General features: G+C 65.8%; 16 protein-coding genes and 1 tRNA gene. 12 read left to right on the top strand and 5 right to left on the bottom strand.

The annotated features are described in order from the left end of the window. Positions 1-139 precede the first annotated feature (139 nt). The 3 genes from AC1DS0_RS24725 to AC1DS0_RS24715 are packed head-to-tail and all read left to right on the top strand — an operon-like array spanning position 140 to position 3281. Positions 140-1351, top strand: coding sequence for an acetylornithine transaminase (locus tag AC1DS0_RS24725; protein WP_476816876.1), 1212 nt, complete (start codon positions 140-142; stop codon positions 1349-1351). 2 nt (positions 1352-1353) lie between these two features. Continuing rightward, on the top strand, positions 1354-2283 hold the full coding sequence (gene argF / locus AC1DS0_RS24720) for an ornithine carbamoyltransferase (RefSeq protein WP_476816875.1): 930 nt from the start codon (positions 1354-1356) through the stop codon (positions 2281-2283). Then, positions 2283-3281 carry an Hsp33 family molecular chaperone gene (locus AC1DS0_RS24715; protein ID WP_476816874.1) on the top strand — a complete coding sequence of 333 codons (999 nt, stop codon included), beginning with the start codon at positions 2283-2285 and terminating at the stop codon, positions 3279-3281. Before argF ends, AC1DS0_RS24715 begins: the two co-directional genes overlap by 1 nt. Positions 3282-3458: 177 nt before the next feature. Here the strand turns inward: AC1DS0_RS24715 and argE are convergent, their stop codons facing one another. Both argE and apaG read right to left on the bottom strand, forming a co-directional pair. Continuing rightward, on the bottom strand, positions 3459-4634 hold the full coding sequence (gene argE / locus AC1DS0_RS24710) for an acetylornithine deacetylase (RefSeq protein ID WP_476816873.1): 1176 nt from the start codon (positions 4632-4634) through the stop codon (positions 3459-3461). Continuing rightward, positions 4631-5023, bottom strand: a complete 393-nt coding sequence (gene apaG / locus AC1DS0_RS24705; RefSeq protein WP_152013077.1) for a Co2+/Mg2+ efflux protein ApaG — start codon at positions 5021-5023, stop codon at positions 4631-4633. The genes argE and apaG overlap by 4 nt, the downstream gene beginning before the upstream one ends. 244 nt (positions 5024-5267) lie before the next feature. On the opposite strand from apaG, the gene AC1DS0_RS24700 reads away from it, so the two are divergent. The 4 genes from AC1DS0_RS24700 to AC1DS0_RS24685 all read left to right on the top strand — a co-directional run bounded on the left by AC1DS0_RS24700 (position 5268) and on the right by AC1DS0_RS24685 (position 8345). After that, positions 5268-6434 (top strand): 2'-deoxycytidine 5'-triphosphate deaminase, encoded by a 1167-nt coding sequence (locus AC1DS0_RS24700; RefSeq protein ID WP_476816872.1) that lies wholly within the window; start codon positions 5268-5270, stop codon positions 6432-6434. Positions 6435-6695: 261 nt separating this feature from the next. Further along, on the top strand, positions 6696-6992 hold the full coding sequence (locus AC1DS0_RS24695) for a hypothetical protein (RefSeq protein WP_476816871.1): 297 nt from the start codon (positions 6696-6698) through the stop codon (positions 6990-6992). A gap of 127 nt (positions 6993-7119) precedes the next feature. Beyond that, a tRNA-Gly gene (locus tag AC1DS0_RS24690) sits at positions 7120-7194 on the top strand. A gap of 311 nt (positions 7195-7505) precedes the next feature. Beyond that, positions 7506-8345 (top strand): hypothetical protein, encoded by an 840-nt coding sequence (locus AC1DS0_RS24685; RefSeq protein WP_476816870.1) that lies wholly within the window; start codon positions 7506-7508, stop codon positions 8343-8345. Between the two features lie 217 nt (positions 8346-8562). On the opposite strand, the gene AC1DS0_RS24680 is transcribed toward AC1DS0_RS24685, so the two are convergent. Continuing rightward, positions 8563-9450 carry a LysR substrate-binding domain-containing protein gene (locus AC1DS0_RS24680; protein ID WP_476816869.1) on the bottom strand — a complete coding sequence of 296 codons (888 nt, stop codon included), beginning with the start codon at positions 9448-9450 and terminating at the stop codon, positions 8563-8565. A 107-nt stretch (positions 9451-9557) separates the two neighbouring features. On the opposite strand from AC1DS0_RS24680, the gene psrA reads away from it, so the two are divergent. From psrA to AC1DS0_RS24655, 5 genes are all read left to right on the top strand, one after another. Beyond that, on the top strand, positions 9558-10646 hold the full coding sequence (gene psrA, locus AC1DS0_RS24675) for an iron-containing alcohol dehydrogenase PsrA (protein WP_476816868.1): 1089 nt from the start codon (positions 9558-9560) through the stop codon (positions 10644-10646). Positions 10647-10724: 78 nt separating this feature from the next. Further along, positions 10725-11600 (top strand): phosphonate ABC transporter substrate-binding protein, encoded by an 876-nt coding sequence (phnD, locus tag AC1DS0_RS24670; RefSeq protein ID WP_476816867.1) that lies wholly within the window; start codon positions 10725-10727, stop codon positions 11598-11600. Between the two features lie 30 nt (positions 11601-11630). Then, entirely contained in the window at positions 11631-12440 is an 810-nt protein-coding gene (gene phnC / locus AC1DS0_RS24665) for a phosphonate ABC transporter ATP-binding protein (RefSeq protein WP_476816866.1), read from the top strand. A gap of 14 nt (positions 12441-12454) precedes the next feature. Further along, positions 12455-13258, top strand: a complete 804-nt coding sequence (phnE, locus tag AC1DS0_RS24660) for a phosphonate ABC transporter, permease protein PhnE (protein ID WP_476816865.1) — start codon at positions 12455-12457, stop codon at positions 13256-13258. Positions 13259-13363: 105 nt separating this feature from the next. Beyond that, positions 13364-14104 carry a metallophosphoesterase family protein gene (locus tag AC1DS0_RS24655; protein WP_476816864.1) on the top strand — a complete coding sequence of 247 codons (741 nt, stop codon included), beginning with the start codon at positions 13364-13366 and terminating at the stop codon, positions 14102-14104. Positions 14105-14120: 16 nt separating this feature from the next. Here AC1DS0_RS24655 and AC1DS0_RS24650 read toward each other — a convergent pair whose 3' ends face one another. Then, positions 14121-15677: a SpoVR family protein gene (locus AC1DS0_RS24650; RefSeq protein WP_476816863.1), complete on the bottom strand. Its 1557-nt coding sequence runs from the start codon at positions 15675-15677 to the stop codon at positions 14121-14123. Between the two features lie 11 nt (positions 15678-15688). Next, entirely contained in the window at positions 15689-16993 is a 1305-nt protein-coding gene (locus tag AC1DS0_RS24645) for a YeaH/YhbH family protein (protein ID WP_476816862.1), read from the bottom strand. Position 16994: the final 1 nt, after the last annotated feature.

The raw sequence follows: 16994 nt of genomic DNA, 5'->3' as shown, positions 1-16994 counted from the left end.
GACGGCGGGAGCGGCCAGCGACGATAATGTCGCCGGCGGGTCGCATCGTGCCGGCATCATGCCGCCTTGCGTCCCACCCTGCCGTTCCCGGCCCGAGATTCCGCGCTACCTTCCTGTCTCGCCGCAAGGATTTTGCTCCATGAGCACCGCTTCCGCTTCTTCCGTTCTCCTGCCGACCTATGCCCGGGCCCCGATCGCGCTCGAGCGTGGCGAGGGCGCCTGGGCGATCACCGCCGACGGCCAGCGCTATCTCGATTTCGGCGCCGGCATCGCCGTCAATTCGCTCGGCCACGCCCATCCGCATCTGGTCGAGGCGCTGACTGCCCAGGCCCAGCGCATCTGGCACACCTCCAACCTCTACACGATGCCCGAGGGCGAGAGGCTCGCCCGCCGGCTCTGCGAGGCGACCTTCGCCGAGCGCGTTTTCTTCACCAATTCGGGCGCCGAGGCGAACGAGTGCGCGATCAAGATGGCGCGCAAGTACCATGCCGCGAAGGGCCATCCCGAGCGCTTCCGCGTCGTCACCTTCGAGGGCGCCTTCCATGGCCGCACGCTCGCGACCATCGCCGCCGGCGGCCAGCAGAAATACATCGACGGCTTCGGCCCGAAGGTCGACGGCTTCGACCAGGTGCCGTTCGACGACGAGGCGGCGCTGAAGGCCGCGATCGGTCCGGAGACCGCCGCGCTGATGATTGAGCCGATCCAGGGCGAGGGCGGCCTGCGCTCGGTGCCGATGCGTGTCCTCAAGCAGCTCCGCGAGCTCTGTGACGAGCACGGGCTGATGCTGATCTTCGACGAGATCCAGACCGGCGTCGGCCGCACCGGCAAGTTCTTCGCCTATGAGCATTACGGTGTCGCCCCCGACATCATGTCGATCGCCAAGGGCATCGGCGGCGGCTTCCCGATGGGCGCTTGCCTCGCCACCGAGGAGGCGGCCTCCGGCATGACGCTCGGCACCCACGGCACCACCTTTGGCGGCAATCCGCTCGCCATGGCGGTCGGCAACGCCGTGCTCGACGTCATCCTGGCGCCGGGCTTCCTCGAGCATGTCCAGAAGACGGCCTTGCGCCTGCGCCAGTCGCTGGCCCAGCTCAAGGATCAGCATCCCCAGGTGATCGAGGAAATCCGCGGCGAGGGGCTGATGCTCGGCCTCAAGCTCAAGACCCCGAACACCGATTTCGTCGCGCAGGCGCGGGCCGCCGGCCTGCTCGTGGTCGCGGCCGGCGACAATGTCGTACGCCTGCTGCCGCCGCTGATCATCGGCGAGAGCGAAGTGGCCGAGGCAGTGGCGCGGCTGGACAAAGCGGCTGGCGCGGTCGAGGCGGAGTTCGCCCGGCCGGCGGCGGAGTGAGCATGATGTCTGCGACGCGTCACTTTCTCGATCTCTCGGATTTTTCGGCCGGAGAGCTCCGCGCCATCCTCAAGGCCGGCGAGGACATCAAGGCCCGCCGGCGCACGCCCGCGGCCGCCGGCGACCGCCTGCTCGAAGGCAAGGTCATCGCCATGATCTTCGAGCAGCCTTCGCTCCGGACCCGCGTCTCCTTCGACGTTGGCATCCGCGAGCTCGGCGGTTCGCCGATGATGGTGACCGGCCAGGAGATCGAGCTCGGTGAGCGCGAGACCATCGCCGACACCGCCCGCGTGCTCTCGCGCTATGTCGATGCGATCATGATCCGCATGCTCGACCACGACGCCGTGGTCGAGATGGCGCAATACGCCGCCGTGCCGGTGATCAACGGCCTGACCAAGCGCCAGCATCCCTGCCAGGTCATGGCCGATGTCATGACCTTCGAGGAGCGCAAGGGCTCGATCAAGGGCAAGCGCATCGCCTGGACTGGCGACACCAACAATGTGCTGACCTCCTGGGTCCATGCGGCCGGCCGGCTCGATTTCGAGCTTGCCATCGCGACGCCCGAAGAGCTCGCGCCTCCGCCGGCGCTGCTCGACTGGGCTCGCGACCAGGGCGCCAGGCTGCAATTGACCCACCGTCCCGAGGCGGCGGTCGAGGGCGCCGACTGCGTCATCACCGATTGCTGGGTCTCGATGGGCGACCAGGAAGGCACGCGCCACAACCTGCTGCGGCCCTACCAGGTCGATGAGCGCCTGCTCGGCCGCGCCGAGAAGGATGCGATCTTCATGCACTGTCTGCCGGCTTCGCGTGGCGAGGAAGTGACCGACCAGGTCATGGATGGCCCGCAATCGGCTGTCTTCGACGAGGCCGAGAACCGGCTGCATGCCCAGAAGGGCATCCTGGCCTGGTGCTTCGGCGGTGTGGCGGCCTGATGGCGGAAGGCTCGCCCGCGGGCGCCCCCGACGATCGGGTGCTGCCCTTCGCCGTGCCTGATCTCGACGTGCGCGGCCGGGTCGTCAGGCTCGGACCCTCGCTCGACCGGATCCTCGCGCGGCATCATTATCCCGAGCCCGTCGCGCGCGTCCTCGCCGAGGCCGCCGCGCTCGCTGTCATGCTTGGCACCACGCTGAAGGGCGAAGGCCGCTTCCAGCTGCAGACCAAGAGCGACGGGCCGGTGTCGATGCTGGTCGTCGACTTCAACGCGCCCGACTGCTACCGCGCCATGGCCCGCTACGATGCCGATCAGCTGGCGGCTGCGATCGACGCAAACGCGACCTCGACGGGCGACCTGCTTGGCAAGGGCCATCTCGCCATGACCGTCGACCAGGGCAGCGAGGCGACGCGCTATCAGGGCGTTGTCGCGCTCGACGGGCAGAGCTTGGAAGAAGCCGGCCACCAGTATTTCCGCCAGTCCGAGCAGATCCCGAGCCGTATCCGCCTCGGCGTCGGCTCGGTCCTGACCGGCGCTGGCCTCGCCTGGCGCGCCGGCGGGCTGATCGTGCAGTTCATGCCGAACTCGCCCGAGCGCATGCGCGCTGCCGACCTCCACCCTGGCGATGCGCCCGAGGGCCATGAGATTCTCGCCGCCGGCGACGATGACGGCGTCAGCGACGACGCCTGGACCGAAGCGCGCTCGCTGGTCGAGACGATCGAGCATCACGAGCTGCTCGATCCACTGCTGGAGAGCGAGCAGCTGCTCTACCGGCTCTTCCATGAGCGTGGCGCCCATGTCTTCGAGCCTGTCGCGGTGCACGAGGCCTGCCGCTGCTCGCGCGAGCGCGTGCTCGGCATGCTCAAGGGCTTTTCGACCGACGACCGCAAGGCGATGATCGCCGATGACGGGACGCTCGGCGTCACCTGCGAGTTCTGCTCGCGCCGCTACAATTTCGACCCGGCCGAGGTCGAGGCGGAGATCTCGGCGGGGCAGTGAGTGGCCTCCTCCTTCTCCCCCTGCGCGAGAAGGTGGCGCGAAGCGCCGGATGAGGGGTCTCGCGACGACTGCCGATTTCCTCATGTAAAATGCGGACGACGGAGAGGGGTGCGCGACCCCTCATCCGTCAGCGCTGCGCGCTGACACCTTCTCCCGCAGGGGGGAGAAGGAAGGGGCCTACACCCGGCATTCCGCCATCAGCTTGCGCATGAAGGCTTCGCCGGCGGCGAACTGCTCCAGCGTGATGTACTCGTCCGGCTGGTGCGCCTGATCGATCGAGCCCGGGCCGCAGACGATGGTCGGCAGGCCGGCGCGCTGGAAATGCCCGGCCTCGGTGGCATAGGCGACGGCGATGGTGCTGTTGCGGCCAGCGAGGCGCATCACCAGCGTCTCGGCCTCCGAGCCCGGATCGGGCGCGAGACCCGGCACGTCCGAGCTCATCACTGTCTCGATCGTCGCCGACGGCGCGGTCTTGCGCATGCGCGCCAGCACCTCCTCGGAAAGCCTGGCGAAACGAGCCGGCACCTCCTGCGGATCGGAGCCCGGCAGCGTGCGCACCTCCCAGGCGAGGTCGCAGCGATCGGCCAGGATGTTGCGGGCGATGCCGCCATGGAACTTGCCGATATGGATGGTGTCATAGGGCGGATCGAAGCGGCCGCTCTCGTCGATCCGTCCCTCGCGCTCATCGGCCATGGCGACGAGGCCGGCGGCGAGGCGCGTCCCGGCATGGACGGCGCTGGCGCCGAGATGCGGCTTCGAGGAATGCGCGGCGAAGCCGGTGATCGCGGTGAAGAAGGTGCGGATGCCCTTATGCGCGTCGGCGAGTTCGAGCGAAGTCGGCTCGCCGACGATGACGGCGCGTGGGCGCGGCAGGCTCTTGCCCATTGCGGCGATGCCGTCGATGACGCCGAGGCAGGTTACCTCCTCGTCATAGGAGAAGAACAGGTGGATCGGCGTCTTCAGGTTCGCGGCGAGGAAATCCGGCACCAGCGCAAGCGCCAGCGCGACGAAGCCCTTCATGTCGACCGAGCCGCGGCCATAGGCCTTACCGTTCTCGACATGCAGTGTGAACGGATCGCGCGACCAGGCCTGGCCCTCGACCGGCACGACATCGGTATGGCCGGAGAGCACGATGCCGCCCTTGTCCTGCGGGCCGATCGTGGCGAACAACGCCGCCTTGTCGCCGGTCGCGTTCGGGAAGCGCACAGAGGGTACGCCCCAGCCGGCGAGGTAATCCTCGACGAAGGCGATCAGGTCGAGATTGGATTTGTAGCTCACCGTGTCGAAGGCGACGAGGCGGGCGAGCATGTCGAGCGGCTGGTAGCGCTGCCCGGTCGGTGTTGCGGTAGTCAATGCAGGACCTTCTTCACATAGGGCGAGTCGAGCGGAAACAGCGGCACTTCGACATCGAAACGCGCGCCATCCTCGCCGAGCATGGCATAGACGCCGCGCATGCTGCCGTCGGGCGTCATCAGCGGGCAGCCGGAGGTATAGCTGAAGCGCTCGCCCGGCTGCAGCACCGGCTGCTGGCCGATCACGCCGTCGCCGCGGACCTCATGCACCTCGCCGCGTCCGTCGGTGATGACCCAGTGCCGCGTCATCAACTGCATGGCGCGGGGCGACAGGTTCTCGATCTCGATCGTATAGGCCCAGAAATAGCGGCTCTGGTCCGGCGTGGATTCGCTGTCCATGAACTTGGGCGAGGCGGTGACGCGCACGCCATGCGTTTCGGCCTGGTACATCATCGCGGCTCCGTGCCGCCTCCATGCGGCTCTCGCCGGGGCGGCGGGAAGGCCTTGTTATGCCTTGCGGCGGCGCAGCGTCAATGCCGTCAACCGGTTGTAGACCCGATGATCCGCGAGTACGCGGGCATGTGGACAACCTGACGCCGGACTCGCCAGCTGCATCCCGGCACGGCAAGAAGAACGATCAATCTCGCGGCAGGCTGGCTTTGCGCCGCGCTTCACAAGGTGATCTGATAGCGCCATGGCGACATCGCCCGACATGCTGGCCGAGATCGCGACCGCGCCGGCTTCGCTCGCCGGCCCTCCCGGCGTGCTGCCGCGCCAGGACATCCGCAAGCTCGTCCATCGCGGCATGGTCCGCTCGACCTCCGGCGCCTTCGCCGAGAGCCAGTACCAGCCTGCGAGCCTCGACCTGCGTCTCGGCCACAAGGCCTATCGCGTCCGCGCCAGCTTCCTGCCCGGGCCGAACAAGAGCGTCGCCCAGATGCTCGCCGACCTGACCCAGGACGAGGTCTCCCTCGAGGAGGGCGCGATCCTCGAGAAGAACTGCGTCTATGTTGTCGAGCTGATGGAGTCGCTGCACGAACTGCCGGCGACGATCTCGGCCTTCGCCAATCCGAAGAGCTCGACCGGCCGGCTCGACGTCTTCACCCGCCTGATCGCCGACCGCAGCGAAGCCTTCGACAGCGTCGCCGGCGGCTATTCCGGCAAGCTCTATGCCGAGATCTCGCCGTCGAGCTTCTCGATCAAGGTGCGCAAGGGCAGCCGTCTCAACCAGTTGCGCTTCCGCCGCCGGAGCTCTGGCCAGGAGGAGGCGGAGGGCTTTCGCGTCTCCGACCGCGAGCTGCGCGAGGTCCATCGCCACACCGCTCTGGTCGACGGCCCCGCGACGATCCGCAACGGTCTCCTGTTCAGCATCCATCTCGGCGACGCCGAGAGCGAGATCATCGGCTACCAAGCCCAGCGCTTCACCGACGTCATCGATGTCGACCGGGTCGGTGGCTACGAGATCGACGATTTCTGGACGCCGATCCCGGCCAAGCGCAAGCGGCTCATCCTCGACCCCCATCAGTTCTACATCCTCGCCTCGAAGGAACGGATCTACATTCCGCCGGCCTTTGCCGCCGAGATGGCACCGATCGATCCTGCGATGGGTGAATTCCGCGTCCACTATGCCGGCTTCTTCGATCCCGGCTTCGGCGTCGGCGCCGGCGGCGTTCCCGGAAGTCGCGGCGTGCTCGAGGTCCGGAGCCATGAAGTGCCCTTCCTGCTCGAGGATGGGCAGGTGGTCGGCCGGTTGGCGTTCGAGCGCATGGCGGCCGAGCCCGACGCCCTCTATGGCACGATCGGTACCTCCAACTACCAGGGCCAGGCGCTGAAGCTCTCCAAGCATTTCCGCTCGGCTTGAGCGACGACAAGAACTGACGGCTCTGCGCGGCCGATTCAACCTTTCCTTAGCTGCGAATCCGCAACGCAGGCAGGAAGATTGCCCGGGCGGCAAGCTACGGGGCGACAAAATGGCGATTCCGTGTCAGATGGCAGCAAGCGCCGATGGCGTTGCCGGCCGTTGGCCTGCGGCGTGTTCATGCTTGTGTCACCGGCGGCAGGCTTCGACCGCCTTCCGCTTCATGGCTTTCGTAGCCAAACGTCTACAGGGAAAGGATTTCTCATGCGCGCCCTCATCATCGCCGGCGTTCTCGCCGCTGCCCTCGGCGGTTGCCAGAGTGTCGAGCAGTCGGCGGCCGAGTCCGACCAGGTCTGCATCGATGCCGGCCACCGCCCCGGCACCCGCGCTTTCGAGCGCTGCCGCAGCGAAGTGTTCCAGAGCTTCCGTCGCTCCAACGCGCAGGCCAGCAACGCGGTTGCGGCCGGCGTCGTCGCCGGTGCGGTCGGCGGCGCGGTCATCGCGGCGTCCTCCCGGCGCAGCTACGGCTATTATGGCTGCGGCTACTACGGCTGCTACTGAGACGCACCGCGTCTGAACCAAGCCGCGCCGGGCGACAGGGGTCCGGCGCGGTTTTTCGCATCTACGAGGAAATCTCGTGGCGACCGGCTTGCCGGCGGCGGCTCGGCCCGGCTATAGGGGCAGGAGCGCGGGCGTAGTTCAGTGGTAGAACGTCAGCTTCCCAAGCTGAATGTCGTCGGTTCGATCCCGATCGCCCGCTCCAAAAACCTGTTTAATTACAGTATGTTGGCACTCTTTTCAATCGAGCCTTGCCAGCGGTTCGAACTCTCTGGCGTGGTTTGGCAGGGAACGCGAGCGTGCAATTTCAATGGGTTAGGCATTAGCTGGGCGCCGCGCAAAGAGACTGGTCGCCATAACCGGCACCGAAACGCGGCAATCGTTGAAGCTCTTTCGTCGAGCGAGATCGCTTACGATCGACCTAAACAGACGTCGTGGCACAGGGTGGTCTTGCGGATCGCAAGACGGATGACCAATGTGCGTCGATTGCGGATTTGACATTGTCAGGAAGCAGTCATGGCGGATGTATTCAGAATCGAGCCGGGCGAGACCCGCGTTGCTCTGTTTAGCACGCATCGGATGCCTCATACGTCAAGAAAAGGCCCTATGGATTCGGCGCGTCGTGAATTACGTGCGGCTATCGAAGACATCGAGGCTTCATCCGGAAAGATTATCGAGGGTGTATATTCGAGCCAGATTGAAGGCTTCTTTGATGTCGAGAACGTCGTGTTCTACAATATCGAGCCCGCAACGTTTAGAAATTCGGCGAGGAACGGTCTACGAGCGCGTAGATGCAGATTACATAGTGAGACTTATAGCCCGGGATTTCCGCATAAGATGGACTACCGCTTAATCCCGACGCCGGAGATTCCCGTTTCTTCCCTAGTTCATCTTAGCTTCACGCCGGGCAGCCTCAAGAGCGTCTTCGATGTCTGGTGGGCGGCAGGTAGCGGTCGGGCAATCAGGACAGGCGCTGTCACAGGAACCTATGGGATTTACGTGGAATTGGGCGGGCCGACGCCATTGAGAAATCCAGCAGTGAAAATGAAGGCGCTGTTCGATGGAATCATCGCCTCCCTACAGCAGGACTTATTGCCCGACGCGGTTGCCGTGGAGCGTCTTTCCAAGACACACCAGATCGCGCACGCCTTGATCGAAGAGCGCCTCAAGAACCCTATTGTTTCGGCGATCACAGCATCCAGTTCGAAGAGTCTAGTTCGGCAATACCGAACGCATGTTATGTGGAACCCCGCCGACGATAGGTGCGAGGAATGCACTCTGATTGTTACGCAGAAGCCCACACCGATCTGCAATGTATATGTCTACGCTTTGGTGGATGGCTTTGCCCCGGATTGACGGCTTTCCGCCACCCTTTCCGGACACTGTCGATCATCTATTCGGGAACGCAGGCGCAGTAATTCAACAACTTAGCGCCGCTTCCCAAGCTGAATGTCGTCGGTTCGATTCCGATCGCCCGCTCCAATTCCCTTCGAAACTCAGTCGATTGCGGCGGCTTGTCGTTGGCCGCCGATTCCGCGGGCCTTGCGTTCGCGCGCCCCCCTATATCGATGCCCTACGCATCGGCGACGTCAGAAGCATCGCGCGTCCGCTGGACGACGTCGAGGAAGGCCTTGATGATCCGGCTGGTCTGCCGCTGCTTCAGCACGACCACATGCGCATAGGTATAGACCTCGGCCCCCTCGATCGGGATCAGCCGCAGCGTCTCGTCCGGAACGAACTCGGCCTCCGAGACATAGCTGATGCCGAGCCCGCGGATCACCGCCTCGCGGATCGCTTCGCGGCTGCCGATCTCCATGACCAGGCGCGGCTTCGTGCCAGTCTTTGCCAGTGCACCCTCGAAAGCGCGCCGGGTCGTCGAGCCCTGTTCGCGCGCGATCATCGGCTCCCCCGCCAGCTCCGGCAGCCGGATGCTGCGCTGGTCCGCCAGGCGATGATCGCGCCGCACGAAGACCGCGACGGGGTGGCGGCGATAAGGGATGGTCAATAGCCTGTCGTCCTCGTCGATATAGGCGAGCACCGCGACGTCGCAGCGATAGCTTTCGAGATCGCCAAGCACCTCGGCGGAGTTGCCGATCTTCACGGCCAGCTCGATGCCCGGATAGGCCTGGTTGAAGGCGGCGAGCATTTCGGTGACGTGGAACGGTCCGACGGCGCCGATCGAGAGCCGGCCCGTCCGGAGCTCGCGCGATTCCGTCAGGAAGGCGAGCGCCTCGGCCTCCTCCGCGAAGAGCCGGGTGGTGATGCCAAGCAGCTGGCGCCCGCTCTCGCTCAGTTCACGTCGCCGGCCGCGCTTGACGAAAAGCTCGACACCGAACTCCGCCTCCAGCGCCCCGACCTGGGCGGTCAGCGTCGGCTGGCTGATGTTGAAGGCCTCGGCCGCCGCGTTGAAGCCGCCGGCGTTCGCAACGTTATGGAAGGACCGGAGCTGAGTGTAACGCATAGAGAATTTCTATTCATTTGGATTAAAAAATCAATTTGTTATAAGAATGGAGCTCTGTGAGCATCCTTCGCAACGAGCCGGCAAGGCGCATTGCGAGGATGGACCGCATGAATTGGGCGTACTGGAACCCCGTGAAGATCCGGTTCGGCAGCGGCCTCCTCGATGAGGTCGCCGGGCTGATCGGCGGGCGGCGCTGGGCCCTCGTCACCTATGATCAGCCGCTCTTCCGCGAATTCTCCGCCAGGCTGACCGCGGTGGCCGGCGCGCCGGTCGTCTCGATCACCAATATCGAGACCAATCCGGACTGCGCCGATCTCGCCGAGTCCTGCCGCCAGTTCGGCGCGGCCGAGCCGGCCGAGGTCATCGTCGCGCTCGGCGGTGGCTCGATGATCGATGCCGCCAAGGTGCTGGCGGCCAGCGACGGCGACTTCGAGACCGTCCGCCGCCACCTGACCGAGAAGAAGCCGCTCGATGGGGCCGCGATCGTCCCGATCATCGCCGTGCCGACCACGGCTGGCACCGGCTCCGAGGTCACGTCCTGGGCGACGGTCTGGGACCAGGCCAATGGCAGCAAGTATTCGCTCGCCCATCCCCGGCTCTATCCGGAGACGGCTGTTCTTGACCCCGCCTTGACGGTCGGCGCGCCGCGCGGCCTCACCTTGGCGACCGGGCTCGATGCCCTCTCCCATGCGCTGGAGAGCATCTGGAACGTCAACGGCAATCCGGTCTCGGCCAATTACGCGGTCGAGGCTGCCCGCGAGATCATCGACACGCTGCCGCGCCTGCTCGAACGCCTCGACGATGTCGAGCTCCGGGCCCGGCAAATGCGCGCCAGCCTGCTGGCGGGCCTCGCCTTCTCCAACACCAGGACGGCGCTCGCCCACAACATCTCCTACGACATCACCCTGAAGAGCGGCACGATCCACGGCATCGCCTGCTCCTTCTCGCTGCCGATGGTGATGCGCTGGGCGATGGGCGCGCAGCCGCAATGCGACGCGGCGTTGCGCCGGGTCTTCGGCCCCGATCTCGAGGCGGGAGCCGAGCGGCTCGGCGCCTTCCTCCGGGACCTCGGCGTCGCGACCGACCCTGTCGCCTACGGCGTCTCGGCGGGCGAATGGAACCGTCTCGTCGGCAAGGCGCTCGAAGGCGAGCGCGGCCGCAATTTCATCGGAAGGCAGGCGGCCATGGCCGCCTGAGAGCACGCACCGGGCAACGACGCCCGCAACGGTTCACCGGCAGATCAAAAGATCGCCGGATCATCTTGGGAGGATGACATGACCACCACGCGTCGCACGATATTGAAGGGTACGCTGGCCGCCGGAGTGCTGCTGGCCGCGCCGGCCCTGGTCCGGGCCCAAACCAAGCTGGTCCGCGTCGGGCTGATCCCGTCCGAGGACTCGCGGGCGATGCTGGAATCGAGCGCCCAGCTCCTCGCCGCGCTCCAGAAGAATCTCGGCATCCCCGTCCAGGGTTTCGTCGCCTCCGACTATAACGGCGTGATCGAGGCGATGCGCTCGAACCATGTCGATGTCGCCTATCTCGGCCCGTTCTCCTATGTGCTCGGCACCACGGTCGCGGCGATCGAGGCCTTCGCCACGGCGGAGACGGCCAAATCGAGCCGCAGCTATTATCGCAGCCAGATCATCGCGCGGAAGGACAGCGGCATCAGCGACTGGAAGGGCCTGAAAGGGCGCACCTTCGCTTTCGTCGATCCGTCCTCGACCTCGGGCCACCTCTTCCCGAAGGCCGGGCTGATGAAGCTCGGCTTCGATCCCGAGAAGGATTTCGGCCGGGTCCTCTTCACCGGCTCGCACGACGCCAATGCGCTCGCCGTCGCCAACAAGCGGGTCGATGCGGCGACGATTGCCGACCGTATCCTCGATGCGGCCGTGCAGAAGAAGCTGGTCGATCGCGCCGACATCCACGTCGTCTGGGAGTCGGACCCGATCCCGGAATCGCCGACCTGCTGGCGCAAGAACCTGCCGGAGGATCTGAAGGCGAACATCAAGTCGGCCTTCCTGAACATCCGCGACATCACCTGGGCTGACCAGGGCAAGCTCAACCGCTTCGTCGAGACCAATGACCAAGCCTACGACATCATTCGCGAGACCGCGAAGGTGCTGAAGCTCGATCTCACCAAGATGAAGTAGTCGCGGAACGCGACCGGCGGAGGAAGCGGCATGATCAAGATCGAAGGGCTGAAGAAGTCCTATGCGGGCCGCCCGGTCCTGCAGGGCATCGACCTCAGCGTCAAAGCCGGCGAGTTCCTCGTCGTGCTCGGCCCCAGCGGCGCCGGCAAGTCGACGCTGCTGCGCTGCATCAACGGGCTCGCCCAGCCCGATGCGGGCCGGACCGTCATCGACGGCAAGGTGCTCGACCTCAGGCGCGGCACGGCCGGCAAGCGGCCGGTGGCGATGATCTTCCAGCACCATAACCTTGTGAAGCGCCTGTCGGTGCTGAAGAACGTGCTGGTCGGCCGCATGGCGGGCTTGTCGTCCTTCCTCTCGATGCTGCAGCTCTTCCCGAAAGAGGACGTCGCCATCGCGATGGACTGCCTGGCCCGGGTTGAGCTCGCCCAGAAGGCGAATTCGCGTGGCGACCAGCTCTCCGGCGGCGAGCAACAGCGGGTCGGCATCGCCCGGGCGCTGGCGCAGCAGCCGGCGGTGATCCTCTGCGACGAGCCGGTGGCGAGCCTCGATCCCAAGACCTCGCGCATCGTGCTCGGCTATCTCAAGGCGATCTGCAAGGAGGAGGGTATCGCGGTGATCTGCAACCTCCACCAGGTCGACTATGCCGTCGAGTTCGGCGAGCGCATCGTCGGCCTCAGCGGCGGCCGGGTGGTCTTCGACGATACGCCGGACCAATTGACCTCCGAGATCGTCCACCAGATCTATCCCGGCCTGGAGGACCCCGGTATCGCCCGCGTGCTCAAGCCTCGCCCGGCCAGTCAGCCCATGCTGGCGCCGATGATCGCCACCGCAACCGCCTGACGGGGAGGCAAGCCATGTCGTTCGGAACGCTGCAACTCGTCCTTCGTCCCCCGCAAGGCCGCTTCGGCTGGTGGGGCGTCGGCTCCATCACGCTGGCCGCGCTGGTCTTCCTGTGGTGGGCCGCGCTCGGCTCCCAGATCAACGCCAGCAACCTCTGGAACGGCATCCCCTATATGGTGGACTTCCTCGTCCGGATGATGCCGCCCAATCCGGAGTTCCTCGAGCGGCTCTGGCAACCGGCTCTGGAAAGCCTGCAGGTCGCGGTCTGGGGCACGCTGCTCGGCGTCGTCATCGCCCTGCCGGTCTGCTTCTTCGCGGCGCGCAATCTGAGCCCGAGCCCGGTCGTCTTTCATGCGACACGGCAATTGCTCAACTGCATGCGCGGCATCAACGAGATCATCCTGGCGCTGATCTTCGTCGCTGCCATCGGGCTCGGCCCCTTCGCCGGCGTGCTGGCGCTCGCGATCCATGGCGCCGGCATGCTCGGCAAGTTCTTCGCCGAGGCGATGGAGGATATCGACGAAGGGCCGCTGGAGGCCTTCCGCTCGGCCGGGGTCGGCCCGTTCAAGACCTTCTTCTTCGGCGTGCTGCCGCAGGTCCTGCCGGCCTGGCTCGGGACGATCTTCTATCGCCTCGAGACCAATGTCCGCCAATCGACCGTGCTAGGCATGGTCGGCGCCGGCGGCATCGGCTTCGAGCTCGTCTCCTCGATGAAGCTGTTCAAGTACCAGGACACCGCGACCTGCATCCTCGTCATCCTCGCCATGGTCCTGATCGCCGACCTCGTCTCGTCCCGCGTCAGGGCGCTGATCCGCTGATCGTATCGTCCAAGCCATGACATCCCTGGCCTTGGCGCGCGGCCCGGGACGCGTCATCACAAGATTGGCTGGCGCAAGATCGGTCGGGGATTCGGGAGCTATGACATGCGGCTAGGCGTCCTCGCAGACGTGCACGGCAATCTGCCGGCCCTCGAAGCCGTGCTCGCCAGGCTTGCCGGGCTCTCCGTCGATCGCATCGTCAACCTCGGTGACTGTGCCTCGGGCCCGCTCTGGCCGGCGGAGACCGTGCGGCTGCTGCGTGCCTCCCCGATGAGCCATGTCCGCGGCAACCACGACAGGGCGCTCGGCGCGGCCTCGCCGGACGGCCTCGGTGCCTCCGACAGCTTCGCCTGGCGCAATCTCGACGCCGATGCCCGCAATTGGCTGGCCGACCTGCCCTTCGAGCTCGATGTCGGCGGTGTGCGCTGCGTCCATGCCAGCCCGAAGGACGACGACACCTATCTCCTCGACGAGATCGAAGGCGGGCGCCTGGTTGCGGCCAGTCCAGGCGTCGTCGAAGACCTGCTCGGGCCGACCCGTCCCGCCGTGGTGCTGTGCGGACACAGCCATCAGCCGCGCCTGCTGCGGCTCGATGACGGCACCGTCGTGATCAACCCCGGCAGCGTCGGCAATCCCGCCTATAACGCCGACGAGCCCCGCATCCATGTCTCGGAGAGCGGCGCGCCGCATGCCCGCTTCGCCGTGGTGACTATGGCGGATTCGGTCGAGATCGAGCACTACGCCGTCGCCTATGACTGGGAGCATGCGGCAAGGCGGGCGCAGGCCAATGGCCGGGCCGACTGGGCCCATGCCCTGCGGACCGGTCGGGTCCTGCCGACGCAGTAGCGGCCTGCGCCTGTGATCACTGCTCCAGCTGGCTGCTGGAGCGCTCATAGACCGTTGCGCCGGTCTGCGCGTCGATGCCCTGCAGGCTGACCTCGTAGCCCCAGAGCCGCTGGACATGGCGCAGGGTCGCGTCGCAGCTGCCGCCATCCAGCACGATGCCGTCGCGGACCTTGTGCTGCAGGCGCAAATGCCGCTGGCCGAGCAGGTCGACATCGACGACCTGGATGTCCGTATTGTTCGCCCCGATGTCGTATCTCTGGGCCAAAGCGGTGCGGATCTGCTGATAGCCACGCTCGTTGTGGATCGAGGCCACGCTGTAGAACGACTCGTTCGCCGCATCGGAGAGCAGGAACAGCCGCCATTTCCGGATCAGCGCCGGGCTCAGATATTGGCGGATGAAGGATTCGTCGCGGTGGTTGGCCCAGGCATCGAGCAGGATCGTGCGCCAGTCGCCGCTGCCCGCGATCTCGGGAAACCAGTCACGATCCTCCGCGGTCGGCTCGGTCGCGATGCGCTTGATGTCCTGCATCATGTCGAGGCCGAGCGCATAGGGGTTGATGCCGGAGAAGCGGGGATCGTCGAAGCCGGGCTGGAAGATGACGTTCGAATGGTTGCGCAGGATCTCCAGCATGGCGCCTTCGCCGATCCGGCCGCGATCGAACAGCGCATTCATCACGGTGTAATGCACGAAGGTGGCGCAGCCTTCGTTCATCACCTGCGTCTGCCGCTGCGGATAGAAATACTGCGCGATCACCCGGACGATCCTGAGGATCTCGCGCTGCCAGGGCTCGAGGATCAGGCTGGTCTTCTCCAGGAAATAGAGCAGGTTTTCCTCGGGCAGGTTGAGCGCCTTCTTGCGCTCGGCGATCAGGTCCGCACTCTCCGCTGCCGCCGCCTTGCTGCCATCCGCCTGGCGCGGGAGCGTCCGCCAGAGGTCGTTATAGGAGCGCTCCTCATACTCCAGCCGTTCGCGTAAGCCCTCGCGCTGCTTCTCGGAGGAGAGCCTTGGCGGGCGGCGATAGCGGAACACGCCCTGGTCCATCAGCGCGTGGGCGGCGTCGAGAATGGCCTCCACGGCCGCGATGCCGTGCTTCTCCTCGCAGCGGGTGATGTAGCTCTTGGCGAAATCGAGATAGCCCAGGATCGCGTCGGCGTCGGTCCACTGCCGGAACAGATAGTTGTTCTTGAAGAAATGATTGTGCCCGAGGGCCGCATGCGCCGTCACCAGCGCCTGCAGGGCCATGGTGTTCTCTTCCATCAGATAGACGATGCAGGGGTCGGAATTGATGACGATCTCATAGGCGAGGCCGCGGCCGCCCTTGCGGTAGTGCAGTTCGTGATGGACGAAGTGCTTGCCGAACGACCAGTGGCGATACATCAGCGGCATGCCGATCGAGGAATAGGCGTCGAGCATCTGCTCGGAGGAGATCACCTCCATCTGCACGGGGTAGATGTCGAGCCGCAGCTCCTCCTTCGCCACCGCCTCGATGACGTCGTAGGCATGCGACAACGTTCCGAAATTCCAGTCCGAGCCGGTGAACAGCAGATCGGATCGGTGCGCGTGCCTGGGCATCGGCGCTCCTTTCAGTTGCGCGGCCGCGCCGGCTGCCGGGTGAAGAGCTGGCGGAAAACCGGGTAGATGTCGGCGGCCTTGGCGATGCGGGTCGTGTCGAAATTCGGCCAGCGTTCCTTGACCGTGAGATAGGCACGCCAGAGCGAGGTGCCGTTGTCGGTCGAGCCGAAGATCTCGCTCTCGCGTTCGTCGATGATCTCGACATAGGCGAAGTACTGGCACAGGCGCATGATCTCGCCATCGAGCAGCCGCAGGCAGCGCTCGGAATCACTGGCGAAATTGTCACCGTCCGAAGCCTGCGCGACATAGATGTTCCAGTCCTTACTGGGATAGCGCTGTGCGATGACGCGCTGCATCTCCTCCAGCGCGGTGGAGACGACGGTGCCGCCGCTCTGCGTGCTCAGGAAGAAGGTGTCCTCGTCGACCTCCTGCGCCGTATGGGTGTGGCGGATGAAGACAATCTCGGTGCGGTCATAGCGCCGCTTCAGGAACAGGTGCAGCAGCACGAAGAAGCGCTTGGCCAGGTCCTTCTCGCGCTCGCCCATCGAGCCGGAGACATCCATCAGGCAGAACATCACCGCGTTCGCATTCGGCTGGGGCTGCGCCTCGAAGCGGTTGAAGCGGATGTCGACGGGGTCGACGAAGGCGATCACCCGGCGCCGGCGCTCCAGCCGGTCGAGCTCGGCGCGCAGGGCCGCGACCTTGGCGCGGGCCGTATCCGTTCCCTCGGCCTCGATCCTCGTCAGCTCCGCGAGGATGGCCTCGACCTCTGCGCGCTTGGGCCGCTGCAGGGCGATGCGGCGGCCATAGCTGTTGCGCATGGTGCGCGAGACATTGATGTTGGTTGGCGAGCCGCCCGTCGAGAACCCGGCCCGTCGTGGCTTGGAGGCGAGGATCTCCTTCAAGGCGAGCTTGACCATGTCAGGCAGCTCGAGGTCCTCGAAGAACAGGTCGAGCACCTCCTCGCGCGACAGCACGAAGCGGAAATCGTCCTCGGAATCCTGCAGTCCGGGGGACGACCCCGCTCCGCTGCCCTCGCCGGGCTTCGGCATCTTGTCTCCCGGCGAGAACTGCTTGTTCCCCGGCAGGACATGCTGGCGTCGGCCGCTGTTCCTGGCGTCGCGGAAGCTTGGCTCGCTCGTGCCCTTCGCCGGGATCGAGACGGCATGCTCCCCGTCCGCATCGGCGATCTTGCCGGAGCGGATCTGCTCCTGGACGCTGCGCTTCAGCTCCGCCCGCACGCGGTGCAGAAAGCGCTGGCGGTTGCCCAGGCTTTTGTCCTTCGGATTCAGGCGGCGATCGATGAAGATCGGCATG

The organism is Allobosea sp. P4_H5 (assembly GCF_056400825.1).
Note: the sequence above shows the minus strand (reverse complement) of the source record. Positions and strands in the feature narration are given on the sequence as shown.

Coding starts and splice junctions, on each gene's coding strand:
- AC1DS0_RS24725 (WP_476816876.1), top strand. CDS start 140: ATGAGCACCGCTTCCGCTTCTTCCGTTCTCCTGCCGACCTATGCCCGG.
- argF (WP_476816875.1), top strand. CDS start 1,354: ATGATGTCTGCGACGCGTCACTTTCTCGATCTCTCGGATTTTTCGGCC.
- AC1DS0_RS24715 (WP_476816874.1), top strand. CDS start 2,283: ATGGCGGAAGGCTCGCCCGCGGGCGCCCCCGACGATCGGGTGCTGCCC.
- apaG (WP_152013077.1), bottom strand. CDS start 5,023: ATGTACCAGGCCGAAACGCATGGCGTGCGCGTCACCGCCTCGCCCAAG.
- AC1DS0_RS24700 (WP_476816872.1), top strand. CDS start 5,268: ATGGCGACATCGCCCGACATGCTGGCCGAGATCGCGACCGCGCCGGCT.
- AC1DS0_RS24695 (WP_476816871.1), top strand. CDS start 6,696: ATGCGCGCCCTCATCATCGCCGGCGTTCTCGCCGCTGCCCTCGGCGGT.
- AC1DS0_RS24685 (WP_476816870.1), top strand. CDS start 7,506: ATGGCGGATGTATTCAGAATCGAGCCGGGCGAGACCCGCGTTGCTCTG.
- AC1DS0_RS24680 (WP_476816869.1), bottom strand. CDS start 9,450: ATGCGTTACACTCAGCTCCGGTCCTTCCATAACGTTGCGAACGCCGGC.
- psrA (WP_476816868.1), top strand. CDS start 9,558: ATGAATTGGGCGTACTGGAACCCCGTGAAGATCCGGTTCGGCAGCGGC.
- phnD (WP_476816867.1), top strand. CDS start 10,725: ATGACCACCACGCGTCGCACGATATTGAAGGGTACGCTGGCCGCCGGA.
- phnC (WP_476816866.1), top strand. CDS start 11,631: ATGATCAAGATCGAAGGGCTGAAGAAGTCCTATGCGGGCCGCCCGGTC.
- phnE (WP_476816865.1), top strand. CDS start 12,455: ATGTCGTTCGGAACGCTGCAACTCGTCCTTCGTCCCCCGCAAGGCCGC.
- AC1DS0_RS24655 (WP_476816864.1), top strand. CDS start 13,364: ATGCGGCTAGGCGTCCTCGCAGACGTGCACGGCAATCTGCCGGCCCTC.
- AC1DS0_RS24650 (WP_476816863.1), bottom strand. CDS start 15,677: ATGCCCAGGCACGCGCACCGATCCGATCTGCTGTTCACCGGCTCGGAC.
- AC1DS0_RS24645 (WP_476816862.1), bottom strand. CDS start 16,993: ATGCCGATCTTCATCGATCGCCGCCTGAATCCGAAGGACAAAAGCCTG.